Origin of the sequence: Rhizobium sp. BK377, assembly GCF_014193935.1 — a bacterium.
GTDB lineage: Bacteria > Pseudomonadota > Alphaproteobacteria > Rhizobiales > Rhizobiaceae > Rhizobium.
Genome location: NZ_JACIAC010000002.1, coordinates 1 through 21,525 on the forward strand (window position 1 = coordinate 1; position 21,525 = coordinate 21,525).

Consider the following 21,525-nt stretch of genomic DNA (forward strand, 5'->3'; position numbering starts at 1 on the left):
GTGCCCGGGATGTAGAAGTAGCCGGTGCCGTAAGCGTCGCAGACGCGAACGTACTCAACCGGTTCCGGCTCGGCAGCGACGATTGCGTCTGCTGCAAGTACCGGAGTCGATGCAGCAAATGCTGCTGCCGACGCGAGCAATACCATCTTGATGTTCATTGTAGAATTCCACTCCTTTGTCGATCGGGGCTTTACCCTGTCTCCGAAGATCCAAAGCCGACCCGTTTGAACAGCCTCACGGCGTGCGGATCGATCGAACCGCCGAACGTTCATCCCACAGACATCAGACTGTAGCAATTCGTGAACGGCCCCCACCCGCAAACGCAGCATTCTTTCTGCGCAAAGCGTGGTTTTTATACAACAATTTCAACGAATTGGATAGGTGACGCGCAAAAACCGCCGCGACAAGCAGCGGCTGTCGCAAGCGGTTGGATAATCCTCCCAAGGCATCGCGAAACGGAGCAAGCTCAAACGCTTCGCGAAACAAGGGAACTGTAGCGCCGGCTAAGGACTATATAAAGATCGGAGATTGGGACATTGTGTCCTGAAATCGAACCTAATGGTGCAGATCGCGACCATTTGATCGACCTGAAGGCCCGCTGGGCGTTGTCTTATCAATCAAGATAGATACGCGCGTTGCCATTGGCCTAACGTTTTGGCCAAGAATCAAAAATATTGCAGCGCGCGATATTGCGCTGCACGGACATTATCCAGATATCCCCTGGTCTCTGCCCGAATCAGCACTTGCGCCTCCCCAACGCCCAGGCCAATTCACGACCAGGGTGGCTTCGCACAGTTCCATGACAGGAAGATTACAATTTGGAAAGGTTTAGCGCTCGACGTCGAGATGTAGGTTGTTCGTCTGAGAAGTCACGGATGAACTCCTGAGTCTCCGCGGCTCGTCTGCGCAGATATGTCTCCAAGAGGAGCTTCTCCCCTCGTTAAAGCAGGCGTGATTCGCTCGCGCCTGCTTGAATTATACGCACTTCATTGAAGGCGCCTGCCCGCCTCAGTCCTCGTTGGACTTGGCGTTTTCGATTAGCATGTAGTCGAGCGGCAGCTGCGTCGAATACTTGATCTGCTCCATCGCGAAGGCAGAAGACACATCCCGAATCTCGATCTTGGCGATCATCCGCTTGTAGAAGGCGTCATAGGCGGCGATATCGGGCACGACGACGCGCAGCAGATAGTCGACATCGCCGCTCATGCGATAGAATTCGACCACTTCGGGGAACTCCGCCACGACCTCGGAGAAGCGGCGCAGCCATTCGATGGAATGGGTCGCGGTGCGGATCGACACGAAGACCGTGACCTTGGTGTTGACCTTTTCCGGATCGAGAATCGCTACCCGGCGCTTGATGACACCGTCTTCCTCCATTTTCTGGATACGCCGCCAGCATGGCGTCGTCGAAAGCCCGACCTTTTTGGCGAGGTCGGCGACGGCGAGCGTCGAATCTTCCTGGAGCAGGCGCAGTATCTTTCGGTCGAGGCGATCCATGCGAAATTAAGTCCCTTTCGAATTATTTTCTTTGTATAGCGCGATTCCGGCCGACGAAAAGAATTTTGTTTCAGAAGGCAAGCATTTTGATTCGCCGACGTAGCTCGGGAAGCAGTTCTTCCTCGAACCACGGATTCCGTTTGATCCAGCCGGTATTGCGCCAACTTGGATGCGGCAGCGGAAGAACAGCGGGCTTGCCTGGAAGAGTGAGGCTGTCGCGCCAGGCCCGCACCGTCTCTGTCATGTTTTCGCGCCGCATCGACCCCATATGCGAGGCCTGCGCATATCCGCCGACGGCAAGCACCAGTTCGATCTGCGGCATGGCCGGAAGCACGCGGCCCCGCCAGACCGGCGCGCATTCCCGTCGCGGCGGCAGGTCGCTGCCCTTGGCGTCGTAACCCGGAAAGCAGAAGCCCATCGGTACGATCGCAAAGCGATCCCGGTCGTAGAAGGCGGGTCGGTCCACCTGAAGCCACTGCCGCAGCCGGTCGCCGGAGGCATCGTCGAACGGCAGCCCGCTTTCATGGACGCGAAGCCCCGGCGCCTGGCCCGCGATCAGCACACGGGCGCGCGTCGAAAGAACGGCAACCGGCCGAGGCTCATGCGGTAGACGATCGTCTATGCCGCGGATCGGCGCGTCGCGACAGATCCGGCAGGCGGCGATGGCCTGCCGTAATGCCTCCAGCCCGTCATCGGGCTCACCATCAGTCATTCCCATCCTGTCCATTCGCCGATCAGCCGCCGCAGGCTGGAGCTTTCATGCCGCGCCTGATCCCTGACGTCGCGCGGCATTTCGAAACGACCTGCCCAAAGCCCGAGCTTTTGCACCCGCGCCTGCTCTTCCTCGTGCTGGTAGCCGCCATAGGAAACTGCCATGCCCGAGGCTACCATGCGCGCATTGATATCGCCGGCGTTGCTGCGGCAGACGACCAGAAGCCGGTCGTAACGATCCCGCTCGCTTCCCCCGCATTGGGTGCCTTTGTCAGAAACCAGCTGCTGCAGACTGCGCTGGGCAAGTCTGCCGCAGGGCCAGTCTTGTCCTGCCCGCTCGCATGTCTGCGACAGTTCCGGCGCGTCAATGCCCTTCAGCCGCATGCGCTCGCCCTCAAGAGCAAGGCTGTCGCCATCGGCGGCATGGAAGGCCCCCTGATGCTGGATGTCGGGCCTGTCGTTGAGCTTGGCCGCGATTAATGCAACGAATACAAGAAAAGCCAGAGCGGTTGTACCGTCCCGGGTCAAGACAAGAAGCCGCGCCACGCTTTTGCCTCCTTCAAAAACAAACCCTTGGCAAAGATGGCAAACATCTTCTTAAGACTTTCCGGTTAAGCTCTTATTCATCTGCGGAACAAATTTCAACGTGCACATGAGTACCGGCGTCAGCACATCGACCGACAAGATCATTGTCGACAAATCGCGCGGCCACCGCAACAAGGCGGTCTCCAGGGCCGTAAGGCAGACGCGCGAACGCCTGCAGTCCGGTCATACCTCCAGCTCTGCCTTCGATCGTGATGTGCTGCAGATGTATGTCACTGCCGTGCTGCAGGGCGCGGCGATCATGCCGCTTTTCGTCATCATCGTCGCAGCACTCGGCACCTATTTCGCCGAGGATGCGAGCCTGCTCTTCTGGGCGTTGCTGACGCTGACCTGCCATACAGCCAATATTCTTCTGGCACGCCACGCCAGGACGAAGGAAATAACGGCTGAAGCGGCGCGCCGTTGGCGCAACCTGTTGCTTGCGGGCCAGTTCCTGATCGGCTGCTGCTGGGCGGTCTTTGCCCTGCAGGACTGCTCGGCCTGCGAACCTTCGAGCTTCACGCTCTATAAGGGTGCCACCCTGTTGATCGCACTGTCGGTCACGACCATGTCGAATTTCATGCTGACGCCGGCCGTGCTCGTCGGCTTTGCGCCCGCTGTCGTGGCGCTCGCCGCAAAAAGCGGCCTGTCGCGCGATATTCTGGAACTCTCGCTGGCCGGTGTCTTCACCGTGACGGTGGTCTTCTTCAATTATATCAGCGACCGGCTCTTCCAGTTCAGCCTGAAGATCCTTTCCTTCCAATCGGAAAAGGATGATCTGATCGCCGAGCTGGAGGTGGCAAAATCCATGTCGGACGAGGCGCGCCGCCGTGCTGAGGAGGCAAACCTCGCCAAGTCTCGCTTCCTCGCCTCCATGTCGCATGAGCTGCGCACGCCGTTGAATGCCATACTCGGCTTTTCCGAGGTCATGTCGGCAGAGGTCATGGGTCCGCTCGCAAATCCGACCTATAAGGAATATGCCGGCGATATCCATCGCTCCGGCCAGCATCTGCTCGATCTCATCAACGAAATCCTGGACCTGTCACGCATCGAAGCCGGCAAATACGAGCTCAGCGAGGAGGCGGTCTCGCTGCTCGACATTACCGAGGACTGCATCGGCATGGTGCAACTTCGCGCCCGCGCCAAGAACATCACCATCCACGATCAGGTCGAGCGCCAGCTTCCGGCGATCTGGGCGGATGAGAAATCCATGCGTCAGGTCGTGCTCAACCTACTTTCCAATGCCGTGAAATTCACGCCTCAGGGTGGAGAAATCAACGTCAAGGTCGGCTGGACGGCCGGCGGCGGCCAGTACATCTCCATCAAGGATAATGGCCCCGGCATTCCCGAAGACGAAATCCCGGTCGTGCTGTCGGCCTTCGGCCAGGGCTCGATCGCCATCAAGAGCGCCGAACAGGGCACCGGCCTCGGCCTGCCGATCGTTCAGGCGATCCTTGCCAAGCATGACGGCCAGTTCATCCTGAAATCCAGGCTACGCGAAGGCACCGAAGTCATCGCCATCCTGCCGGCCAAGCGCGTGCTGCAGAGCATCCCGGCTGTGGAACAGGCTCAGCCGGTTGCCAAGAAGCGCCGCAGCTTCGCTTAGTCCATCCCATAACTTAAAAGAACAGATGCCTGATGATGACGAAGCCGAGATAAAGGCTGCAGGCAGCGATCATGCAGGTCACGGCGAAGGAGCCGAGATCCTTGGCATGTTTGCCGACGATCGAAATCTCCGGTGAAATCCGGTCGATTACTTCCTCGACCGCCGTATTCATCGCCTCTATGGAAAAGAGCCCGAGGAAAAGCACCGTGGTGACGACGAATTCCGTGGCGTCAGCACCGATGAAGAAAAGCACGATCAGCGCCACGGCAAAGAAACCGATCTCCTGCCGGAAGGCCGCTTCCCTGAAGACCCGCAGGAAGCCGGCCCAGGAATAGCTGGCCGCTGCCACGAAATGGCGAAATCCCGTTTCCTTGATCACGGCAGGTTTCGTCAAAGGCGCCTCGTTTCCTCCAAGCCGGTCTTTTTGCCGACGCTTTCATGTATGAGCGAATACGCAGATACCGTTTCCCCGATCTCGGCGCAAGCAATGCGCTGGCAGGGTTGCGGTTTTGACCGTATCAATGTTTGCCGGAAACGCCGGCCTGGCTGAAGGTGGCCATGCCGGAATGGCAGGCGGCAGCCGCCTTGACGATGCCGGCAGCAAGCGCTGCCCCCGTGCCTTCGCCAAGCCGCATCCCGAGCGCCAGAAGCGGCGTCTTGCCGAGCTGTTCGATGGCGCGCAGATGTCCCGGTTCGGCCGAGACATGGCCGATCAGGCAGTGGTCGAGCGCAGACGGATTGGCCGCCCTGAGGATAGCGCCTGCGGCAGTTGCCGTATAACCGTCGATCAACACAGGAATACGCTCCATGCGCGCCGCAAGAATGGCGCCCGCCATCGCCGCGATCTCGCGACCGCCGAGCCGGCGCATGATTTCCAGGGGATCGTCGAGGTGATAGCTGTGCAGCTCCACGGCGCGCTCGACGGCATCGATCTTGCGCTCCAGCATCTCGCCTTCCGAACCGGTGCCGGGGCCGACCCAGTCGCGCGCCGTGCCGCCATAAAGCGCGTAGTTGATGGCGGCCGCAATCGTCGTGTTGCCGATGCCCATTTCGCCGATGCAGAGCAGGTCCGTGCCGCCGGCAATCGCTTCCATGCCGAAGGCCATGGTGGCGGCACAATCGCGCTCGGTCAGCGCCGGTTCCTGGGTGATGTCGCCGGTCGGGTACTCGAGCGCCAGATCGAAGACTTTTAGGCCGAGATCATAGGCGACGCAGATCTGGTTGATTGCCGCCCCGCCAGCCGCGAAATTCTCGACCATCTGCTGCGTGACTTCAGGCGGGAAAGGCGTGATCCCCTGCCGCACGACGCCATGATTGCCGGCGAAGATCGCCACCAGCGGCCGATTGACGGCGGGCGGCTTGCCCGTCCAGGCGGCGAGCCAGAAAGCGATCTCTTCCAGTCGTCCAAGCGCACCCGGCGGCTTCGTCAGTTGTGCGTCGCGTTCGCGGGCGGCGACCAGGGCGCGACCATCCGGTCCCGGCAGCTCACGAAGAAGGGCGCGAAAATCGTCGAACGGCAGGCCTGAAACGCTCATCTGAATGGCTTTCCTTGTATTCTTGTCTTTTCCCGGCAAATCGGGTTCTTTGCGTGGCGACTCTCTTAAAGCGAGCGGCTCAGGCTCACAACTCAAAAAGCCCGAAGATGGCAGTCGTCCGAGAAGACCAAAACGCCGCAGGGGAGACGGGGGCCGCCGAGAATGATCCCAGGAATGATAAAGGACATTGCAGTCGATGCCGCGCGCGCAGTGGCGTTCTTAAGCCGCATTCCCATGCCGCCATGGCTCTTTACCGGCGATGACGGCAAGATTAGCCGGCTGGTCCGTATCTTCCCCGTGGCCGGGCTCGTTATCGGCGCCCTGCCCGCTCTCGTCTTCCTGCTGATGCTGGCATTTTACGCCGACCGCTTGATGGCCTCACTCGCAGCGCTCGCCGTGCAGACGATCCTGACCGGCGCACTGCACGAGGACGGGCTTGCCGATACCGCCGACGGTATCGGCGGCGGCAAATCCCGCGAGCAGAGCCTTGTTATCATGAAGGACAGCCGCATCGGCAGTTACGGCGCGATCGCCCTCATCCTCTCTTTTGCCCTGCGGGCCTCGGCACTTGCCGCCATTGCACGTGAAGCATCGCCTTTTGCCGCAGCACTCGCCATTCCCGCCGTCGCCGCACTCAGCCGCGGGGCCATTGCCTGGCACTGGCAGCGCCTTCCCGCGGCAAAGCCGGATGGGCTCGCGGCCTCGACCGGCAGCCCCGCCGAGGTAGCCATGCAGATCGCCCTCGTCACCGCGGGCTTTATCACCGCCATCCTCGTCTGGCCGACACTCGGTCTGCTGCCGTTGGTTTCGACCCTTCTTGGCGCCGGTTTCTCGACGCTGGCCTTCACCTGGTTCATCCGCCGCAGGCTCGGAGGGCACACCGGCGACACGCTCGGCGCCACCCAGCAGATTTGCGAGGTCGCAGCCTTCTGCGCTCTTGCCATGGCGCTGTGAAATTACGATATATCGCCCATGCGAACACCATGCATCCGCGTATGCTCCTTGGATCCTCTCACCGGTCTTTGCGCCGGATGCGGCCGCACAACGGATGAAATTGCCGGATGGATGCGCTTCTCCGACAAGGAGCGCGAGACCATCATGGAAAACCTGCCCACCCGCCTCGCGGCACCCGCTGCCGAATCGACGAAAACCCTGGAGGCCATCGGTTGATGCGCCTCATTCTCCTGCTTTCCGTCATTGTCATCGGCCTTGCCGTCCTGCTCCTCAACAATGATCAGAGTCCCATCATGGGCCTTGAAAGCGATGATTTCGGCCGCTTCGTCTACCTGTTGCCAATCGCTCTGATGCTGGCAGCCGGAATCTGGGGCAGCCGCCAGAATATCGGTCAGACCCTGCGCCAACTGACGATCTGGGTCGTCATCATCCTGGCGCTCGCCACTGCCTATCTCTACCGGCAAGACGCGATGGCAGTCGGCAACCGCCTGCTTGCCGGCCTCGTGCCCGGCCGCGCCGTGGTGGTTACGACCAGCGAAGGCGGGCAGGAAGTCATCGTCCACAAGATGCTGAACGGCCATTTCGAGACCGAGGTATCGGTCAACGGCCAGTCCGTGCCGATGCTGGTCGACACCGGCGCCAGCATGGTGGCGCTCTCGCACGCCGACGCGCTGCGCATCGGCATAGACCCGAAGCAGCTCACCTATTCCATGACAGTGATGACCGCCAACGGTCGCGCCCGCGCCGCCCCTGTTACCCTCGATCAGGTTGCGATCGGCCCGATCGTGCGCAGCAATGTCGCGGCATCCGTCGCCGAAGACGGCAGGCTCGACCAGAGCCTGCTCGGCATGAGTTTTCTTGAGACACTCGGCTCCCTGCAGATGCAGACGGATGAGTTAAGGATGCGGGACTAACAGCCGCATCCGCCTTGCGGCACGGATCCTCTAGCCCTAGTCTCTCCGCATCCCCGCCATAGAGGGTCACATCCGCCAATGTCCATTACCATTGCATTGTTCGGCGCCGGCGCCATGGGCAGCGCCGTTGGCCGCCGCCTCGCCGAGTCCGGCGCCAAGGTCATCACTTTTCTCGACGGACGCAGTAAAGCGACGATCGATCGCGCCCGCGTAGCGGGCCTCATCCCCGCTCCGCTTTCGGCATTCGCCGAGGCCGATATCATTCTCTCCATCGTCCCGCCCGCCGAAGCGCAGGAGGTTGCGGATCTCATCGCTCCGCTGCTGCGCGGCAGCGGCAAGAAGCCGCCCTTCGTCGATCTCAATGCCATCAGCCCGAAGACCATGGAAAAGCTTGCAGCGAGCCTTGCTCCATCAGGCGTTAAGGTCCTCGACGGCTCGATCATTGGTGGCCCGCCGGTATCAGGCAAGGCCGGTCCGGTCGTCTGCCTCAGCGGCGATCTCGCCTGCGAGCCGGATTTGCTCTCCCGCTTCGGCCTGAAGATCCGCCCCTTAAAAGGCCCGGTCGGAGCCGCCTCGGCTTTGAAGATGTGTTACGCCGGCATCAACAAGGGCATCACCGGCCTCTCCGCCGCCATGCTGCTTGCCGCCGCCCGCAACGGCGCCAGTGAGGCATTGAAGGTGGAGCTGGCCGAAAGCCAGGCCGAACATCTGAAGCGGCTGCGCCAGTCCATTCCGGACATGTTTCCGAAGGCCTATCGTTGGGTGGCGGAAATGGAGGAAATCTCCGAGTTTCTCGGAGCCGATGATCCCGCCGCCCTCATCTTCAAAGGCATGGCAGGCGTCTTCCGGACCATTGCCGATGATCGCGCCGGCAGCCGGGAGCTGATCACCACTCTTGAGCGGATGCTCGAGGACGGAGATTAAACCGGTCACAGGCCCTGCGCGAAATCTATAATCGCGCGGCTGACGATCTCCGGCCGCTCCTGCGGCAGCCAATGGCCAGCACCGGGCACGAAGTGCGTCGCCCTGAGGCAAGGCGCCAGCCCTGGCATCACATCGATAACCTCCCGCATACCGGGGATGGCGAGGCCCGTGTCGCGTTCGCCGGTCATGAACAGCGAGGGAACCTCTACTTTCAGCCCCGCCAAGGCTTTCTGCAGTTCCCAGTTCCGGTCGAGGTTCCTGTAATAATTCAACCCGCCGCGAAAGCCTGACGCTTTGAATGCATCGGCAAAGACGTCGAGCTCGGCTTGCGGCAGCCATTCAGGCAGCCTTTCCTCGTCGGGCAGATCAGCAAGCAGACCGGATGCGCGCGAGACCATGCCGAACGGATTGGGCGTTCCGTCGCCTGGCAATCGCGGACCCGCCTCACCGCCGGCAGCGCCATAGATCTTGCGCAGTGTGACATCCACATTCCGCTCGAACTCGGTTTCCGCCAGTCCCGGCTCCTGGAAATAGAGCACATAGAGCAGGTGATCCGCTGTCGCCGGAAAGATTTTCGTCGGCGGCACGGGCGGCTGGCCCATGAAAGGCACGCTCATCGCGACAATGCCCCGAAATCTGTCCGGCCGCATCAGTGCGGCCTGCCAGGCAACCGTCGCACCCCAGTCGTTGCCAACGATAACAGCCTTTTCCTCACCAAGCGCATCGATGAGCGCCACCATGTCGGCCACGAGATCAAAGACTGTATAGGCGCCGGTCTCATCAGGGCTTTCCGTTCGGCCATAACCGCGCATATCGGGCGCCACGGCATGGAAGCCCGCCCCGGCAAGTGCGGTAATCTGATGGCGCCAGGCATGCGAGGTCTCTGGAAACCCATGGCAGAGCAGCACCAGCGGCCCCTCGCCGGCTTCAGCAATGTTCATCCTCAACGTTGCGGTTTCAATCATGCGCTGCTGCATCGCTGCCTCCTCGACAACAGGCGCGCTCCGGAAAAAATGCACCCGGGCGCCATTGAATCTTTAATTCCGTATCTTTTTACGTTACAGAAAACAGGAGTCAATAGAGCGTAACACTATTTGTTACGCTATCGAGAGGCACAGATGCGACAAGACGGAAGACTGGCGCGGATGATCCACGTTCTCGTCCATATGGGATTGCTGGGCGGCCGGGAAACGAGTGAGCGCATCGCCCAGATGCTCAACACCAATCCTGTGGTCGTCCGCCGCACCATGGCCTCGCTGCGCCAATACGGCATCGTCGAATCGGAGGGCGGTCGCGGCGGCGGCTGGTCGCTGACGAGACCGCTTTCCGAGATCACCATTCTGGATGTGCAGCGCGCCCTGCAGGGCGAAACCATTCTCGATGCGCCGCTCTCAAACGATCACCCTTCCTGCCCGGTCGAGCGCGCCGCCAACACCAAGCTGCAGCGCGCCTTTGAAAGCGCGGAGCAGACGCTTGAGCGGGAATTCCAGCAGGTGACGCTGGCCGAAATCGGCGAGATCGCTATGGCTTCCGCCTAGGCTGAAAAGCGGGCGTGACCGGCGTCATCCTTGTCGGCAATGCCTGACGCCTGCCTTACCGACAGCCGTAGCTGCGGGAAACGACGGTCATCACCAGATCGTCGCCCTCGGCACTGCGAACGCCTGGATTCTCCTGCAGGAAGTGGCAGAGCATTTCGCCGATAATGATCGGTGTCGTGCCCGGCGGCAGGCAGATATTCCACCCGACCGAATGGCCGAGACGGGTTATGCTGACCATCGCCTGCGGATCCCCGGCCGCATCTGCGAACGCACGCCGCGCAAGAAACTCATCCCGGTTCCATTTGTCGAGCCAGCTGGAAACATAGCCGGTGACGAACTGCCGCGAACCGCCACAATCCGAAAAGAGAAGATCGCCGCTGGCATATTCCATCGGCGCCTTGGCCGAGACAGTCGCCAACAGGGTTGCAATGAGAATGCCCGGCATCTGATCCCTCGCCCGCATATCGATGCCGGAAACTTCAGCCCGAACATGTCGGAATTAAGCTGGAACTATTGCCGATCCATGACGTCGGAGAAGATGGTAAATGCCCGAATCGGAACTGAAATTCCTTGTTAATGGGGGTAAATAGCCTTCAATGCGACTTGCCTTGCAGCAGCACATCAAAGACCATCTGCTTGAATGTCTCGAGCGGCGCTCCGATGCGTTCTGCGCGCATACGTAGAAGCGCCCCTTCCCAGCCGTTGATGGACGAGTTCGAGGCCAGGCTCTCGGCCTTCAGCACTCCGCCCTAAGCCATTCATTTCCCCTGATAAAGTCGGATGTCGCAGCAGCTTCACGCAGCGGCATGTTCAGCCTGCCGGCTATCCCACCATTTCAGCACCCTGAGCGCCCTGAGCGTCACCCAGCGGGAGGGTTCACCCTCGCCGTCATCCATTACAAACCAGGTCCGGCCGGAGACGCGCCAGTCAAGCGGCCAGCGACCGTCTTCGAGTCGTCGCGATCGGAGGTATCTGATTGCCTCCTTCAGTCGCACATCAGGCGCAGCCCCGGTCAGCAAGCTTGAGGCGCGAAAATAATCGAGCCCCCGCAGCACATCGAAGCGCCAGCGGTTCGGGTGCAGGAACTGCATGAACTTCTCGTCGACCGGTTCGCCGGTGCTGAGCCGCCACATCAGGTGCCGCGCCAGCAGATAATCCTCCCCCGACCGTCTTGCCTCGCGCGATAGCTCCGTGCCGCCGGTTGCCCGCTCATATTCCAGAAGCCCCTCCAGTACATTGATCGTCGTGTGGAAGGAGGAGCGCAGCGAGCCATTCGCCCGCTCGCAGTTCCAGCCGCCGTCGGACTGCCGCTCGCCAAGCAATCTTTCGACGATCGTTGAGACATCGACGCCGAAATAGGCGCCGTCACCAACCGTGCGGCCATTGATGCATTCCTCCACCTCGCCCTCCCAGAAAGGCTGCCCGCCCTCGTCCCAGCGGCAATTGGCGCCGATGAGCGCGACGGTTCTCTTGGCGCTCTCGGAGTGCGGATCGAGCCCGAATTCGCGAAGCTGCGTCAACGAGAAATTCGTCGCCGTCCAGGGCTGGCCAGTCGCCTGCCATTCCTCGCGCGTGAAATCGCGGGGAAGGAAGGAACCGCCCGCCCATTGCCCATCGGCATCCTGAAAGGACAATAGCTTGGCACCCCACCCCTCCCGCTCGACCTTCTGCCGCTCGGCAGACCAGACGGGTTCGGGCGCGTCCAGAAGATCGCGCAGCACCTGCCAGCGGATAGCGGGATCGGAGGCGAGCAGCCAGTCGATCACGGATGTCTCAGATGGCATCGGCAGGTCTCCCTTTGTTGCGAAGACGGTTTAAAGTTTGGCCAAGCATGCGTCTGCCGTCAATATTGCGAGGCTCTACGCGAGGATCCCCCCGGAGACTCCCTCTGCGCATGGCAGCCTGATATAGGAGCGCCCATCCTTGCCATGGAGCGCACGGAGCTCGAGATGAACCCACGACAATTGAAAACCTTCCTTGCGGTCGCAAGGCATTGCAACTTCACCCGCGCGGCCAGCGAGGCGAACCTCGCCCAGTCGAGCCTCAGCGACCAGATGCAGGCGCTCGAAGAGGAATTGGGCGTTCAGCTTTTCGAACGCTCCCGGCAGGGCGTGACCCTGACACCGGCCGGTGACACGCTGAGGGCCTATGCCGAAGAAATCCTTGCCCTGAACGACGACGCAAGGACTGCAACCCGTACAGCAGCCGGTCTTGAGAAACAGGCTCTGACGATCGGTACGCTCGAAACCATTGCGGTGGAGAAACTCGCGCCCTTTCTGTCGCGATTTCGCAGGGTCCATGCCGATATCGCTCTGACGCTGAAGGTCGCCGGCAGCGGTGAATTGCAGGGGCGGCTAAGAGATGGCTCGATCGATATCGCCTTCACATTCGATCGCGGAGAACAGGACGAACGTTTCGCGACCCGTCTCGTCTCGCAGGAACCGCTGATGCTGATTGGAGGCCGCAATTCCACGGCCACGCCGCCCGAGAGCCTTGCAGATCTGAGCCGCCTGCCCTTCATCGCCACGGAACCCGGTTGCGTCTATCGCCGCCTGTTCGACACCGCCTTCGCCGAGGTAGGCATTGCCGCACCCGCTATCGTCACGCAAGCCGACAGCATCCAGACGATCATCCGCCTCGTTGCATCGGGCGCCGGTTACGGTCTTGTCCCGCGTCTAGCCGTCACCCCGGCCGTCGAGCGCGGCGATGTCCTTGAATTGCCCTGGCCGGGCGACACGCCCACCGCCTCGCTGATCTTGATATGGCGGCGCCGGCGTGTGCAGCCGCCTGCGCTCTCCATGTTGCTTTCCGCAGCAGTAGAGGAACTTCGGCCGGTCAAACCAGCCGATGCCCGCCTTCGACGTGCAGGATAGCGCCTGTGGTAAAACCGTTGCCGATCAGGAAGCGGATTGCATCGGCAATATCTTCGGCTCGGCCCACGCGGCCGACCGGCAGGCGCTTGGCCATCGCTTCCAGCGTCGCCTGTTTGGCGTCGCCGGCCACGAAACTCCAGATCGGTGTATCCACCCATCCCGGCGACACCGCGTTGACGCGCAGAGGCGCAAGCTCCACCGCAAGCGCCCGCACCAGCCCTTCCAGCGCCGCATTGACGGCCGCAACGACCGAACCGCGAGCCGCCGGCCGATAGGCCGCGACGCCTGACGTATAGGTGATCGAGCCAGACGGCGGCAGACAGGGCGCGCCGTATTTGGCAAGCAGCAGCGGCCCGTAGAATTTGCTCTCGACCACCCGCTGCGCCGCTAAAAGCTGCAGATCCGGCAGAAGCTGGTAAGCCCCTTCGATGTCCGCCGCCGTGCTGACGATATGATCGACCGGCCCGCAATCGCGAAAGAAGGCCGCGATCTCCTCCTCCCGCGCAAGATCGAGGGTGGCGGTCTTAAGATCGGAGGGATCACCGAGTTCCCGCCGCGCCGCTTCAAGCCTCTCCTCACTGCGCCCGGCAATCGTCACCCGCGCCCCCTCGGCCAGCAGCCGTCGCGCCAGCGCCAACCCCATGCCGGAACTACCGCCCACGATGATAATCTCTGCGCCTTCTATTCTGATCTCAGCCATCTGCATCTCCTTCTTGGCTGGGAGAGCAGATGCCTCGCTACGGACTGCAAGAAAAACGGAAGAAACCGATGACGCCATCGGTTTTTCCGATGATGCTGGCAAGGGCGGCGATGCCTCAGGTCGGCCAGAGCATCCCGGCGACGGCGCAGCCGAGCAGCACCGGAATGACCGCCAGCTTGAACCGGAAGATCGCGATTGCCGCCGCAAGGCTCAGCAATAGCGACGGCAGCGACAGCGACGTCCAGACGGGCAGCTCGATCGAGATAGGTCCGATGCTGTAAACCCCGGCGCTCCGGAACAGGAAGTGCAGGCCGAACCAGATCGCGAGATTGAGGATGACGCCGACGACGGCCGCCGTGATGGCCGACATCGCGCCTGCCAGCGCGGCGTTGCCGCGCAGCTTCTCCACGAAGGGGGCGCCGAGGAAGATCCAGAGAAAACAGGGAACGAAGGTTACCCATGTCGTCAGGATGGCGGCGAGCGTGGCTGCCGTCATCGGACCGAGGCTGCCGGGATCGCGATAGGCCCCCATGAAGCCGACGAACTGGAGAACCATGATCAGCGGCCCGGGCGTCGTTTCCGCCATGCCCAGACCATCGAGCATCTCGGTGGGCGTCAGCCATCCGAAGCGCTGGACGGCTTCCTGCGCGACGTAGGCAAGCACGGCGTAAGCGCCGCCGAATGTCACCATCGCCATCTTGCTGAAGAACACCCCGATCTGCGTGAAGATATCGCCGGGGCCGAGGAAGAGATAGAGCAGCAGAAGCGGCAGCAGCCAGAGCACCAGCAGGACCGACGAGATCTTCAGCGACCAGCGGAGGTTCGGTCGCGCGTGATCAGGTATGTCTTCCCCGAGCAGCGCGTCTGCGTCGGACAGAACCGCGCCGCCGGCTGCCTTATGCCCGCCGCCGACCTGGAACAGGCGCGAGCCCGACTTCGATCCTAAGAAGCCGATGATGGCGGCCGCCAGGATGATGAGGGGAAAAGGCACATGCAGGACGAAGATCGCCAGGAAAGCGGCTGTCGCGATCCCGATCATCGCCCTGTTCTTCAGCGCACGGCCGCCGACCCTGACGACCGCCTGAATGACGACGGCAAGCACCGCCGCCTTCAGACCGAAGAACAGGCCTTCGACGGCATCGACGCTGCCGAGGGTCACGTAGAGATAGCTAAGCGCCAGGATGGATAGGAAACCCGGAAGCACGAACAGGATCCCAGCGACCAGGCCGCCGGCGGTCCGGTGCATCAGCCAGCCGATATAGATGGCCAGCTGCTGCGCCTCCGGCCCCGGAAGCAGCATGCAATAGTTCAGCGCATGCAGGAAGCGGTGCTCGCCAATCCACCTCTTCTCATCGACGACGATGCGGTGCATGACGGCGATCTGCCCGGCCGGTCCGCCGAAGCTGAGGGCTGCGACGCGCACCCAGACGCGAAAGGCCTCGCCGAAGGCGACGCCATGTGGGTCCGGCGGCGCCCCGCTATCGGGCGCCGCATGGGTGACGGCACTGTTCACGTCAGTTCCCCTTCTTCGCGGAAGGCCAGTTGTGGGTTTCGTCCGTGGCATCGCGGCACCAGCGGTAGAAGGCATCGTAGAGCAGCATGCCGGCATCCAGCTGCTTGAGGTCGTCGACGAACATACGTGACAAGCCGAGCGAGGCCGCCAGCAGCCCGGCGGCTTCGGGGGCTATATCCGGCCGGGCGGTATCGGCGCCGCGAACGATCGTTGCGAGCCTCGACAGCGGCCCCGACGTAAGGCCGAATTCCGCAACCATTACATCGAAGGTGCAGAGCTCGCCGCGATGGCTCCAGAAGACCTCTTCGATATCGAAGGGCACGGCGCCGAAGCGGTCGGCAACCAGTAAGACGTCTGACGTAGGCACGAAAAGAAAAACCGCGGCGGGATCGACGAAGCGCCGGATGAGCCACGGACAGGCGATGCGGTCGATCTTCGGACGCGCACGTGTGACCCACACGGTCCGTCCCTGCCGGTCGCGCGGCGGAAGCCTGTCGACGGGCACGGCCACGCCGCCCGAGCCTATCCACGCTTCGAAGCCGCCTTCCAGCACCTCCGCAGCGCCGCCCGCATGGCGGATATGCGCGGCGACCCCATGGCTGAGCTTGCCGCCTGCCTGGCAGACGACGACCACCGGCCCGGCGAAGCCGGCCGCCCATTCGTCGATATTGGTATGGGATTTACGGATCGAGCCCGGCACGAGCCTCGGATCACGGGCGAAATCATCGTCGACGCGCACGTCGACGATGACAGGCGCATTGGGTGTGCCGACCATACGGTTCAATTTGTCTGAAGATATTTCGAGAAATGAAGGCATGACGCGTCCTCCGGTGTTCGGTTTCATGGACGCGATTCTTCGGCATGTCGCCTCGTGGGGTGATCGCAACCCCATATGGTTTTTATGCGCGCCGTCGTTTTTCGTGTCAAGCGGCGGAGGAACTCAATTCCGCCCGCCATTCGCCCTGATCACCTGCCCATTGACCCAGCCGCTTTCCGCACTCGCGAGAAACGAGACGATGCGAGCGATATCCTCCGGCTGCCCAAGCCGGCCGAGTGGGATTTCGTTCGTCAGGCGCTGGATCAGCTCCAGGGAGCGGCCGGCGAGCAACAGTTCGGTCGCGACAGGCCCGGGCGCCACGGCATTGACGGTGACGCCGCGGTGGCCGAGTTCCTTGGCGAGGATATGCGTCATCGCTTCCACCGCCGCTTTGGTCGCCGTGTAGACGGCATTACCCGGCGAATAATGGCCGATGATGCTGGTGGAGAGATTGATGATGCGGCCGCCGTCGCGCACCCGTCTTGCACCCTCGCGCATGCCGTTGAAAGTGCCGGTCAGGTTGACGGCGATCAGGCGCTGATAGTCTTCGTCGCTCACGTCGGAAAGCGGTCCGAAGGTGGTGACGCCGGCATTGTTGACGAGCACGTCGACGGTTCCGAACTCCGCTTCCGTGCGCTGGAAGAGGTCGGCAACCGCCCCTGAGTCCGAGACATCGGCGCGGAGCGCGAGCGCCCTGCCGCCGCCTGCCGCGATGGCCGCGGCCACTTCTTCGGCCTGCGTAGCGCTTCCCGCATAATTGACGACGGTCCGGAAGCCATCGGCTGCGAGCCGTCTGGCAATCGCCGCACCGATGCCCCTGGATGCGCCGGTGACGATGGCGGTCTTGATCTCGTTCGACATGTGTCATTCTCCGTTCTGTTCCGGCTCAGGCGATCGCAGGCACGCCAAGGCGTATGCGCCTCACCGGCTCCGGTGACGCGTCAAATGAACTCGACCTCGTTGTGCTACCCGATCGCTTGTGCGCTTGATCCGACGTCGGTAATGTGAGCGATAACTCGCTTTCCCGCTACTCGCATTTCAAGGCCCGTTTCAGCGATGTCCGAAAGCCGCTCTGCGCCCAGAAAAGCGCCCAAACAGGCCCGCTCGCTCGCGACGGTCAGCGCGATCGTCGAGGCTGCCGCTCGCATTCTGGAGGAGCGCGGCCATGAGGGTTTCTCTACCAATGCGGTGGCCGAAAGGGCCGGAGTCAGCGTCGGCTCGCTCTATCAGTATTTCCCGCGCAAGGATGCGCTGATCGGTGCGCTGATCCTGCGCCAGACCATGTCACTGATCAGAGATGCGAAAAGTGCTGCCGATCAATCGACGGGTGAAGCGGCGCTCTCCGCCCTGATCGCCCCATGCGTTCGCCAGCAGCTTGAACGCCCCGCCCTTGCCCGCCTGCTGGACTATGAAGAAGCGCGCCTTCCGCTCGATGCGGAGACCGAGCAGGTCAAGCGCCGCTTCTTCGAGCTCACCCGCGAGGCGCTGCTGCGGCCGGACATGCCGGCGCAACCCGATATCGATGTCGCGGCGCGCGATGTGGTAGCGATCGTCAAGGGCATGATCGATGCCGCCGGCGAGCATGGCGAGGAGGACAGAAACGGGTTGACGCTGCGCGTCAAACGCGCCGTCATCGGCTATCTCAGAGCTTCACCGGAAGGCGGATAATCCCGGAACCAGATTTAAATCCGGATAAAAGACCCCTCGGTCCGGGAGCAGGACCGAGGGGTCTTCATTTGCAGGATAAACGCGGCGATCGCTGGGAACGACGAACCTTCGGGAGGGAACAAGGCTGCCGCGTTGCATCAGGAACGACAAGGATCGCGCTTGGTTCCCAGAAAATTGTCAGCCGCCAGCCTGCGCAGCAGAAAATCCGCGCGGGTTTCAACGTCTGTCTTCGGCAGGATGACGAGTTCATAGCCGATTTCAGGAAAGGCCGCAGTCAGCCGCTCGTATTCGGCAACCGCCTCCTCGAAACCATGCCGCCGCTCGGGATCATTGACATAGATCTCCGGCCACGGCGGCGTCAGAAACACCGTCTGGTAATAACGATGCCGATCCCGGAGGGTCTCCAGCACCGCTTCTCCGGTAGCGGCCTGCAGCGCGGCGGCGCCATCGATCAGACCGCGATCGAAAAACGTCCAGCCCGACTGCGTCTCTGCCAGCGCCTGATCATCGAGCGCCATCGCGATCGCGCGTCTGGCAAATGCCACCGGATCGACCCAGGGCAAGGCTGCGCCCTGCCCGGCCAGCTCCTCTTTCACGATCCGCCGTCCGGGCTCCTCGACGGTGGCGTAGCCGCGCCGGGAAAGCTCTTCGAGCAGAGTGGATTTCCCGCCGCCGGAGCAGCCGGATATGACGACCAGTTTGATCATGGATATCTCCAATCAGTGACAAGGATGAAATGCCGGGCCGGAGCGCCACGAGTCCGTTACGCCACCGGCGCTTGAGTGCTGAGAGGGATTGGGATTGCGGGGCCGAACCGCCTCATCGCTGCGCGAAGCATGAGGATACGCCACCCGTTTGGAAAATCAGGAGCCGATTTCCAGATCGAAGGCGTGGCCCCGCTGGGAGCCGGAGCAGCGCAGTGAACCCCGATGAATCGCGGCGATGCGCTCGACGATCTTGAGGCCGATCCCGAGGCCGTCGCTTTGCGTGGCAAAAGTGTTGACGGCGGCGGGATGCTGATCCTCGACTCGAATACGGCCATTGGCAACACGCACGATAATGGCGGTACGGATAGGCGTATGGCGCACGGCATTTTCGATCAGGTTGCGCACGGCATCTTTGAGCAGGGCCGGCACACCCTGCACGATGGCGGCATCGACCTGCGCGGAGAATTCCAGCGAATGGTCGTTTTCGTAGACCCAGGGCGCAAGCTGTTCCACGACGCTGGATGAAAGCTCGACGAGATCGACCTCCTCGAACATGCCGTGATCGAACGTGTCAAGCCTTGCGAGGGCGGTGATCTGGCTGACGAAGCGCACGAGATCGTCGAGGTCCGCCTCCGCCTTGCGCGCCCGCGGATGGTCGATATGGCCAAGCTCCAGCTTGATCGCCGCAAGCGGCGTGCGCACCTCGTGCGCGATGCCCGATGTCAGGATCTTCTGGGATTTCATCAGTTCGCCGACACGTTCGAAGGCCCGGTTGACGGCCTCGGCGAGATGGGCGATCTCCCGCGGCATATCCTGGAATTGCAGATGCGAACGGGAATCCATCGGGTCGATCCGTTCGGCCGCTTCGGCCGCGATCCGCACCGGCTTCAGCGCCTGGCGCACGGAAAGCAGGGTGGCGCCGAGCACGAGCACCAGCAGAATGCTCATCGGCACGATCATATGTTCGATCACCTCATTCCAGAGGACATCCGATACGACATCCTGCGGATCCCCCATCGTCGCGACATCGACGAGGAAGCGCCGTCCGCCGATCGTGAACGCGCGCCCGCCCACCAGCGTTAGCGGTTTGCCGGCTTCCAGCGACCGCAGCCAGAAATCCGGAGGGTTCACGTCCGGCGGCAGGAAACGGCTTTCGCAGGCGGCGTCGCAGGACTGGAAAACAAACCCGCCATCGGCCTCGCGGATGCGGGCCACATAGCCGGTCTGCGCCTGCCCGTAGCGCCCCTGGACGCTCTCAGGAAGCCAATAGCGGACGGCGCCGTCCTCCACCGCGATGCCGGAGGCCAGCCGTTCGGTCTCCTGCTCCACGAAGAGCCGTGAAAGCTCCCCCACATTCCAGTAATAGTCGGAGAAGATCACGGCGAGCTGCACCACCATGGCCAGCACCGCGAAGAAGGCGATACGCCGGGCCAGGATCGCGCCCAGTGTCGGCGACCGGCCGCTCATGCGCGCGCCTCCCGCATCATGTATCCGACACCTCTGACGGTCTCGATCAGCACCTTTGTCGGATGTCCTTCGAGCTTCTTGCGCAGCCGGGAAACAGCAAGCTCGACGGCATTGCTGCTGCGCTCATCTCCGAATTCCGAGAACGCATGCTCGATCTTCGGCTTGGGCACAACCTGGCCGCCATTGCGCATCAGAAGTTCGAGCAGCCCTTTCTCGGAGGGCGCAAGCGCAATCTCGGTACCCGCACAGACCACCCGGCGCGAGGCCACATCATATTCAAGTGCGGCGAATTCCAGGACGGGCATGACGGTAGCCGGCGCGCGCCGCGTCAGGGCGCGGATGCGGGCGATCAGCTCACCGTTGTGAAACGGCTTTACGAGATAATCGTCCGCGCCGGCATCGAGCCCGGCGATGCGTTCGTCGATCGCGCTGCGCGCGGTCAGCACCAGAACCGGCATCTGAATCCTTGCGGCCCTGAGCGACCTGAGAAACGCGATCCCGTCCTCATCAGGCAGGCCGAGATCGAGAAGCAGCAGGTCATATTCCGCTTCCTGCAATGCGAGCCGCCCCTCCTGCGCGAGCGCGAAGGCATCGATCTTCCAGCCGACATCGTGGATGGCTTCGCAAAGCAGCTCGCGAAGCCGGGAACTATCCTCGATCAGCAGTATCCTCATGCCCTCTTTCGACCCGTGACCATCGACCAGACGAGGTTTTCCTTGTGTCTCCAGCTTTCGACGATGGCCGCACCCGCATGGATGAGGGCAAGCACCATGATGCCGTTTGCGATGGTGCCATGCAGCTTCTCCAGCCACTTCTCGCCCCAGAAGGCATCCAGCGTCGTCATCCAGCCGGTTAGCGCCGTTGCCGCCAGCAATGCCATCAGGGCAAGCATCATAACCGATGCCAGCGGGTTGTGACCAAGATAGCGTCTCTCGTTGCCGTCGATCATATCGAGGATCTGCTCCATCACCCTGCGCGGCGTCGGCAGGAAATCGGAAAAGCGAGCGTGTTTTGTACCGGCGAAACCCCAAATGATGCGAATGACAATTGCCGCAGCCACGATATAACCCGTGATGCGGTGCCAGTATTTGCCCTCTTCGAGGATGAAGAGATTGAGCGCGCAGGCCGTAACGACAGTCCAGTGAAACAGCCTGACGACCGGGTCCCAGACCCTGATTGTCTCCGTGGCGGCTTCGGAGGGCTCTTGGCCCTCCTCCTCCTTCTTCTTCAATGAGATGGCGGACATCGCTCAATCGCCCTTCTGGACAATCTCGCCGGAAACCGGATTGAAATAGACTTCGGCGCGCTCGCCGTTCTTGTCCTTGCCGTAGATCTCGTAGCAATTGCCGGTGACCTCGAAGGTTTTGATCTTGTAGCCCATGGCCTCGATCTTCGCCTTCATGGCCTCCTCGGACATCCACTTGGATTTCGGCTCCTTCGTGCAGCTTGGGCTCGCGAGCGCCAAGGCCGGCGAGAGCGACAGGATTGTAAGAGCGGCGATCAGTTTCAGCTTCATGAT

Annotated in this window: 27 protein-coding genes; 8 read left to right on the forward strand and 19 right to left on the reverse strand. The window is 62.0% G+C overall.

Features of this window, described 5'->3' with window-relative positions:
- The 4 genes from FHT92_RS08490 to FHT92_RS08505 all read right to left on the reverse strand — a co-directional run.
- On the reverse strand, positions 1 to 158 hold a 158-nt coding region (locus FHT92_RS08490; protein ID WP_183823881.1), incomplete at its 3' end, for a porin.
- An 850-nt stretch (positions 159 to 1,008) separates the two neighbouring features.
- On the reverse strand, positions 1,009 to 1,497 hold the full coding sequence (locus tag FHT92_RS08495) for an Lrp/AsnC family transcriptional regulator (protein ID WP_113301461.1): 489 nt from the start codon (positions 1,495 to 1,497) through the stop codon (positions 1,009 to 1,011).
- A gap of 70 nt (positions 1,498 to 1,567) precedes the next feature.
- On the reverse strand, positions 1,568 to 2,209 hold the full coding sequence (locus FHT92_RS08500) for a uracil-DNA glycosylase family protein (protein ID WP_183823883.1): 642 nt from the start codon (positions 2,207 to 2,209) through the stop codon (positions 1,568 to 1,570).
- Entirely contained in the window at positions 2,206 to 2,754 is a 549-nt protein-coding gene (locus FHT92_RS08505; protein WP_183823885.1) for a thermonuclease family protein, read from the reverse strand. Before FHT92_RS08505 ends, FHT92_RS08500 begins: the two co-directional genes overlap by 4 nt.
- A gap of 106 nt (positions 2,755 to 2,860) precedes the next feature.
- Between FHT92_RS08505 and FHT92_RS08510 the strand changes: the two genes are divergently transcribed.
- On the forward strand, positions 2,861 to 4,396 hold the full coding sequence (locus tag FHT92_RS08510) for a HAMP domain-containing sensor histidine kinase (protein WP_183826150.1): 1,536 nt from the start codon (positions 2,861 to 2,863) through the stop codon (positions 4,394 to 4,396).
- A 13-nt stretch (positions 4,397 to 4,409) separates the two neighbouring features.
- Here the strand turns inward: FHT92_RS08510 and FHT92_RS08515 are convergent, their stop codons facing one another.
- Entirely contained in the window at positions 4,410 to 4,790 is a 381-nt protein-coding gene (locus FHT92_RS08515; protein WP_183823887.1) for a diacylglycerol kinase, read from the reverse strand.
- A 124-nt stretch (positions 4,791 to 4,914) separates the two neighbouring features.
- Positions 4,915 to 5,931 (reverse strand): nicotinate-nucleotide--dimethylbenzimidazole phosphoribosyltransferase, encoded by a 1,017-nt coding sequence (cobT, locus tag FHT92_RS08520; protein ID WP_183823889.1) that lies wholly within the window; start codon positions 5,929 to 5,931, stop codon positions 4,915 to 4,917.
- Positions 5,932 to 6,105: 174 nt separating this feature from the next.
- Here cobT and FHT92_RS08525 point away from each other — a divergent pair, with 174 nt between their 5' ends.
- The 4 genes from FHT92_RS08525 (at position 6,106) to FHT92_RS08540 (ending at position 8,723) form a co-directional block, all read left to right on the forward strand.
- Positions 6,106 to 6,885 carry an adenosylcobinamide-GDP ribazoletransferase gene (locus tag FHT92_RS08525; protein ID WP_246735168.1) on the forward strand — a complete coding sequence of 260 codons (780 nt, stop codon included), beginning with the start codon at positions 6,106 to 6,108 and terminating at the stop codon, positions 6,883 to 6,885.
- An 18-nt stretch (positions 6,886 to 6,903) separates the two neighbouring features.
- Positions 6,904 to 7,101 (forward strand): DUF1289 domain-containing protein, encoded by a 198-nt coding sequence (locus tag FHT92_RS08530; RefSeq protein WP_183823893.1) that lies wholly within the window; start codon positions 6,904 to 6,906, stop codon positions 7,099 to 7,101.
- Positions 7,101 to 7,799 (forward strand): TIGR02281 family clan AA aspartic protease, encoded by a 699-nt coding sequence (locus FHT92_RS08535; RefSeq protein WP_409527146.1) that lies wholly within the window; start codon positions 7,101 to 7,103, stop codon positions 7,797 to 7,799. The genes FHT92_RS08530 and FHT92_RS08535 overlap by 1 nt, the downstream gene beginning before the upstream one ends.
- A 78-nt stretch (positions 7,800 to 7,877) precedes the next feature.
- A complete protein-coding gene (locus FHT92_RS08540; protein ID WP_183823897.1) occupies positions 7,878 to 8,723 on the forward strand; it encodes an NAD(P)-dependent oxidoreductase in 846 nt (281 codons plus the stop codon).
- Positions 8,724 to 8,728: 5 nt separating this feature from the next.
- Here FHT92_RS08540 and FHT92_RS08545 read toward each other — a convergent pair whose 3' ends face one another.
- Entirely contained in the window at positions 8,729 to 9,700 is a 972-nt protein-coding gene (locus FHT92_RS08545; protein WP_183823899.1) for an alpha/beta fold hydrolase, read from the reverse strand.
- 141 nt (positions 9,701 to 9,841) lie between these two features.
- Between FHT92_RS08545 and FHT92_RS08550 the strand changes: the two genes are divergently transcribed.
- Positions 9,842 to 10,261, forward strand: coding sequence for an Rrf2 family transcriptional regulator (locus FHT92_RS08550; protein ID WP_183823901.1), 420 nt, complete (start codon positions 9,842 to 9,844; stop codon positions 10,259 to 10,261).
- Between the two features lie 55 nt (positions 10,262 to 10,316).
- Here FHT92_RS08550 and FHT92_RS08555 read toward each other — a convergent pair whose 3' ends face one another.
- From FHT92_RS08555 to FHT92_RS08565, 3 genes are all read right to left on the reverse strand, one after another.
- Positions 10,317 to 10,706 (reverse strand): Rap1a/Tai family immunity protein, encoded by a 390-nt coding sequence (locus FHT92_RS08555; protein ID WP_183823903.1) that lies wholly within the window; start codon positions 10,704 to 10,706, stop codon positions 10,317 to 10,319.
- A 148-nt stretch (positions 10,707 to 10,854) separates the two neighbouring features.
- The gene (locus FHT92_RS08560) at positions 10,855 to 11,004 is read right to left on the reverse strand and encodes a TetR family transcriptional regulator C-terminal domain-containing protein (protein WP_183823905.1); all 150 of its coding nucleotides are present in this window, start codon (positions 11,002 to 11,004) and stop codon (positions 10,855 to 10,857) included.
- 51 nt (positions 11,005 to 11,055) lie between these two features.
- Entirely contained in the window at positions 11,056 to 12,045 is a 990-nt protein-coding gene (locus FHT92_RS08565; protein WP_183823907.1) for a squalene cyclase, read from the reverse strand.
- A gap of 165 nt (positions 12,046 to 12,210) precedes the next feature.
- Here FHT92_RS08565 and FHT92_RS08570 point away from each other — a divergent pair, with 165 nt between their 5' ends.
- Positions 12,211 to 13,134, forward strand: coding sequence for a LysR family transcriptional regulator (locus FHT92_RS08570; protein ID WP_183738811.1), 924 nt, complete (start codon positions 12,211 to 12,213; stop codon positions 13,132 to 13,134).
- On the opposite strand, the gene FHT92_RS08575 is transcribed toward FHT92_RS08570, so the two are convergent.
- From FHT92_RS08575 to FHT92_RS08590, 4 genes are all read right to left on the reverse strand, one after another.
- Entirely contained in the window at positions 13,097 to 13,834 is a 738-nt protein-coding gene (locus tag FHT92_RS08575) for an SDR family oxidoreductase (RefSeq protein WP_183738813.1), read from the reverse strand. The two genes, FHT92_RS08570 and FHT92_RS08575, sit on opposite strands and share 38 nt — an antisense overlap.
- A gap of 115 nt (positions 13,835 to 13,949) precedes the next feature.
- Positions 13,950 to 15,347, reverse strand: a complete 1,398-nt coding sequence (gene chrA / locus FHT92_RS08580) for a chromate efflux transporter (protein ID WP_183823909.1) — start codon at positions 15,345 to 15,347, stop codon at positions 13,950 to 13,952.
- Position 15,348: 1 nt separating this feature from the next.
- On the reverse strand, positions 15,349 to 16,164 hold the full coding sequence (locus tag FHT92_RS08585) for a chromate resistance protein ChrB domain-containing protein (RefSeq protein WP_183823911.1): 816 nt from the start codon (positions 16,162 to 16,164) through the stop codon (positions 15,349 to 15,351).
- A 123-nt stretch (positions 16,165 to 16,287) separates the two neighbouring features.
- Positions 16,288 to 17,025 (reverse strand): SDR family oxidoreductase, encoded by a 738-nt coding sequence (locus FHT92_RS08590; protein WP_183823913.1) that lies wholly within the window; start codon positions 17,023 to 17,025, stop codon positions 16,288 to 16,290.
- A 195-nt stretch (positions 17,026 to 17,220) separates the two neighbouring features.
- Between FHT92_RS08590 and FHT92_RS08595 the strand changes: the two genes are divergently transcribed.
- Positions 17,221 to 17,832 (forward strand): TetR/AcrR family transcriptional regulator, encoded by a 612-nt coding sequence (locus FHT92_RS08595; RefSeq protein WP_183823915.1) that lies wholly within the window; start codon positions 17,221 to 17,223, stop codon positions 17,830 to 17,832.
- 137 nt (positions 17,833 to 17,969) lie between these two features.
- On the opposite strand, the gene FHT92_RS08600 is transcribed toward FHT92_RS08595, so the two are convergent.
- The 5 genes from FHT92_RS08600 to FHT92_RS08620 all read right to left on the reverse strand — a co-directional run bounded on the left by FHT92_RS08600 (position 17,970) and on the right by FHT92_RS08620 (position 21,522).
- Positions 17,970 to 18,539 (reverse strand): AAA family ATPase, encoded by a 570-nt coding sequence (locus tag FHT92_RS08600; protein ID WP_183823917.1) that lies wholly within the window; start codon positions 18,537 to 18,539, stop codon positions 17,970 to 17,972.
- Positions 18,540 to 18,695: 156 nt separating this feature from the next.
- Complete coding sequence (locus FHT92_RS08605) at positions 18,696 to 20,006, reverse strand: ATP-binding protein (RefSeq protein ID WP_183738831.1); 1,311 nt, start codon at positions 20,004 to 20,006, stop codon at positions 18,696 to 18,698.
- Complete coding sequence (locus FHT92_RS08610) at positions 20,003 to 20,680, reverse strand: response regulator transcription factor (protein WP_183823919.1); 678 nt, start codon at positions 20,678 to 20,680, stop codon at positions 20,003 to 20,005. Before FHT92_RS08610 ends, FHT92_RS08605 begins: the two co-directional genes overlap by 4 nt.
- Positions 20,677 to 21,252 carry a cytochrome b/b6 domain-containing protein gene (locus FHT92_RS08615; RefSeq protein WP_183738838.1) on the reverse strand — a complete coding sequence of 192 codons (576 nt, stop codon included), beginning with the start codon at positions 21,250 to 21,252 and terminating at the stop codon, positions 20,677 to 20,679. Before FHT92_RS08615 ends, FHT92_RS08610 begins: the two co-directional genes overlap by 4 nt.
- Before the next feature lie 3 nt (positions 21,253 to 21,255).
- Complete coding sequence (locus FHT92_RS08620; protein ID WP_183738841.1) at positions 21,256 to 21,522, reverse strand: PepSY domain-containing protein; 267 nt, start codon at positions 21,520 to 21,522, stop codon at positions 21,256 to 21,258.
- Between the last annotated feature and the right edge of the window lie 3 nt (positions 21,523 to 21,525).

What these genes read in the sequence shown, in the direction of transcription:
- FHT92_RS08535 (WP_409527146.1), top strand. Translation starts at nt 7,101, where the DNA reads ATGCGCCTCATTCTCCTGCTTTCCGTCATTGTCATCGGCCTTGCCGTC.
- FHT92_RS08605 (WP_183738831.1), bottom strand. Translation starts at nt 20,006, where the DNA reads ATGAGCGGCCGGTCGCCGACACTGGGCGCGATCCTGGCCCGGCGTATC.
- FHT92_RS08510 (WP_183826150.1), top strand. Translation starts at nt 2,861, where the DNA reads ATGAGTACCGGCGTCAGCACATCGACCGACAAGATCATTGTCGACAAA.
- FHT92_RS08565 (WP_183823907.1), bottom strand. Translation starts at nt 12,045, where the DNA reads ATGCCATCTGAGACATCCGTGATCGACTGGCTGCTCGCCTCCGATCCC.
- cobT (WP_183823889.1), bottom strand. Translation starts at nt 5,931, where the DNA reads ATGAGCGTTTCAGGCCTGCCGTTCGACGATTTTCGCGCCCTTCTTCGT.
- FHT92_RS08615 (WP_183738838.1), bottom strand. Translation starts at nt 21,252, where the DNA reads ATGTCCGCCATCTCATTGAAGAAGAAGGAGGAGGAGGGCCAAGAGCCC.
- FHT92_RS08525 (WP_246735168.1), top strand. Translation starts at nt 6,106, where the DNA reads ATGATAAAGGACATTGCAGTCGATGCCGCGCGCGCAGTGGCGTTCTTA.
- FHT92_RS08495 (WP_113301461.1), bottom strand. Translation starts at nt 1,497, where the DNA reads ATGGATCGCCTCGACCGAAAGATACTGCGCCTGCTCCAGGAAGATTCG.
- FHT92_RS08540 (WP_183823897.1), top strand. Translation starts at nt 7,878, where the DNA reads ATGTCCATTACCATTGCATTGTTCGGCGCCGGCGCCATGGGCAGCGCC.
- FHT92_RS08545 (WP_183823899.1), bottom strand. Translation starts at nt 9,700, where the DNA reads ATGCAGCAGCGCATGATTGAAACCGCAACGTTGAGGATGAACATTGCT.
- FHT92_RS08610 (WP_183823919.1), bottom strand. Translation starts at nt 20,680, where the DNA reads ATGAGGATACTGCTGATCGAGGATAGTTCCCGGCTTCGCGAGCTGCTT.
- FHT92_RS08575 (WP_183738813.1), bottom strand. Translation starts at nt 13,834, where the DNA reads ATGGCTGAGATCAGAATAGAAGGCGCAGAGATTATCATCGTGGGCGGT.
- FHT92_RS08600 (WP_183823917.1), bottom strand. Translation starts at nt 18,539, where the DNA reads ATGATCAAACTGGTCGTCATATCCGGCTGCTCCGGCGGCGGGAAATCC.
- FHT92_RS08585 (WP_183823911.1), bottom strand. Translation starts at nt 16,164, where the DNA reads ATGCCTTCATTTCTCGAAATATCTTCAGACAAATTGAACCGTATGGTC.
- FHT92_RS08570 (WP_183738811.1), top strand. Translation starts at nt 12,211, where the DNA reads ATGAACCCACGACAATTGAAAACCTTCCTTGCGGTCGCAAGGCATTGC.
- FHT92_RS08555 (WP_183823903.1), bottom strand. Translation starts at nt 10,706, where the DNA reads ATGCCGGGCATTCTCATTGCAACCCTGTTGGCGACTGTCTCGGCCAAG.
- FHT92_RS08500 (WP_183823883.1), bottom strand. Translation starts at nt 2,209, where the DNA reads ATGACTGATGGTGAGCCCGATGACGGGCTGGAGGCATTACGGCAGGCC.
- FHT92_RS08620 (WP_183738841.1), bottom strand. Translation starts at nt 21,522, where the DNA reads ATGAAGCTGAAACTGATCGCCGCTCTTACAATCCTGTCGCTCTCGCCG.
- FHT92_RS08595 (WP_183823915.1), top strand. Translation starts at nt 17,221, where the DNA reads ATGTCCGAAAGCCGCTCTGCGCCCAGAAAAGCGCCCAAACAGGCCCGC.
- FHT92_RS08590 (WP_183823913.1), bottom strand. Translation starts at nt 17,025, where the DNA reads ATGTCGAACGAGATCAAGACCGCCATCGTCACCGGCGCATCCAGGGGC.
- FHT92_RS08550 (WP_183823901.1), top strand. Translation starts at nt 9,842, where the DNA reads ATGCGACAAGACGGAAGACTGGCGCGGATGATCCACGTTCTCGTCCAT.
- FHT92_RS08530 (WP_183823893.1), top strand. Translation starts at nt 6,904, where the DNA reads ATGCGAACACCATGCATCCGCGTATGCTCCTTGGATCCTCTCACCGGT.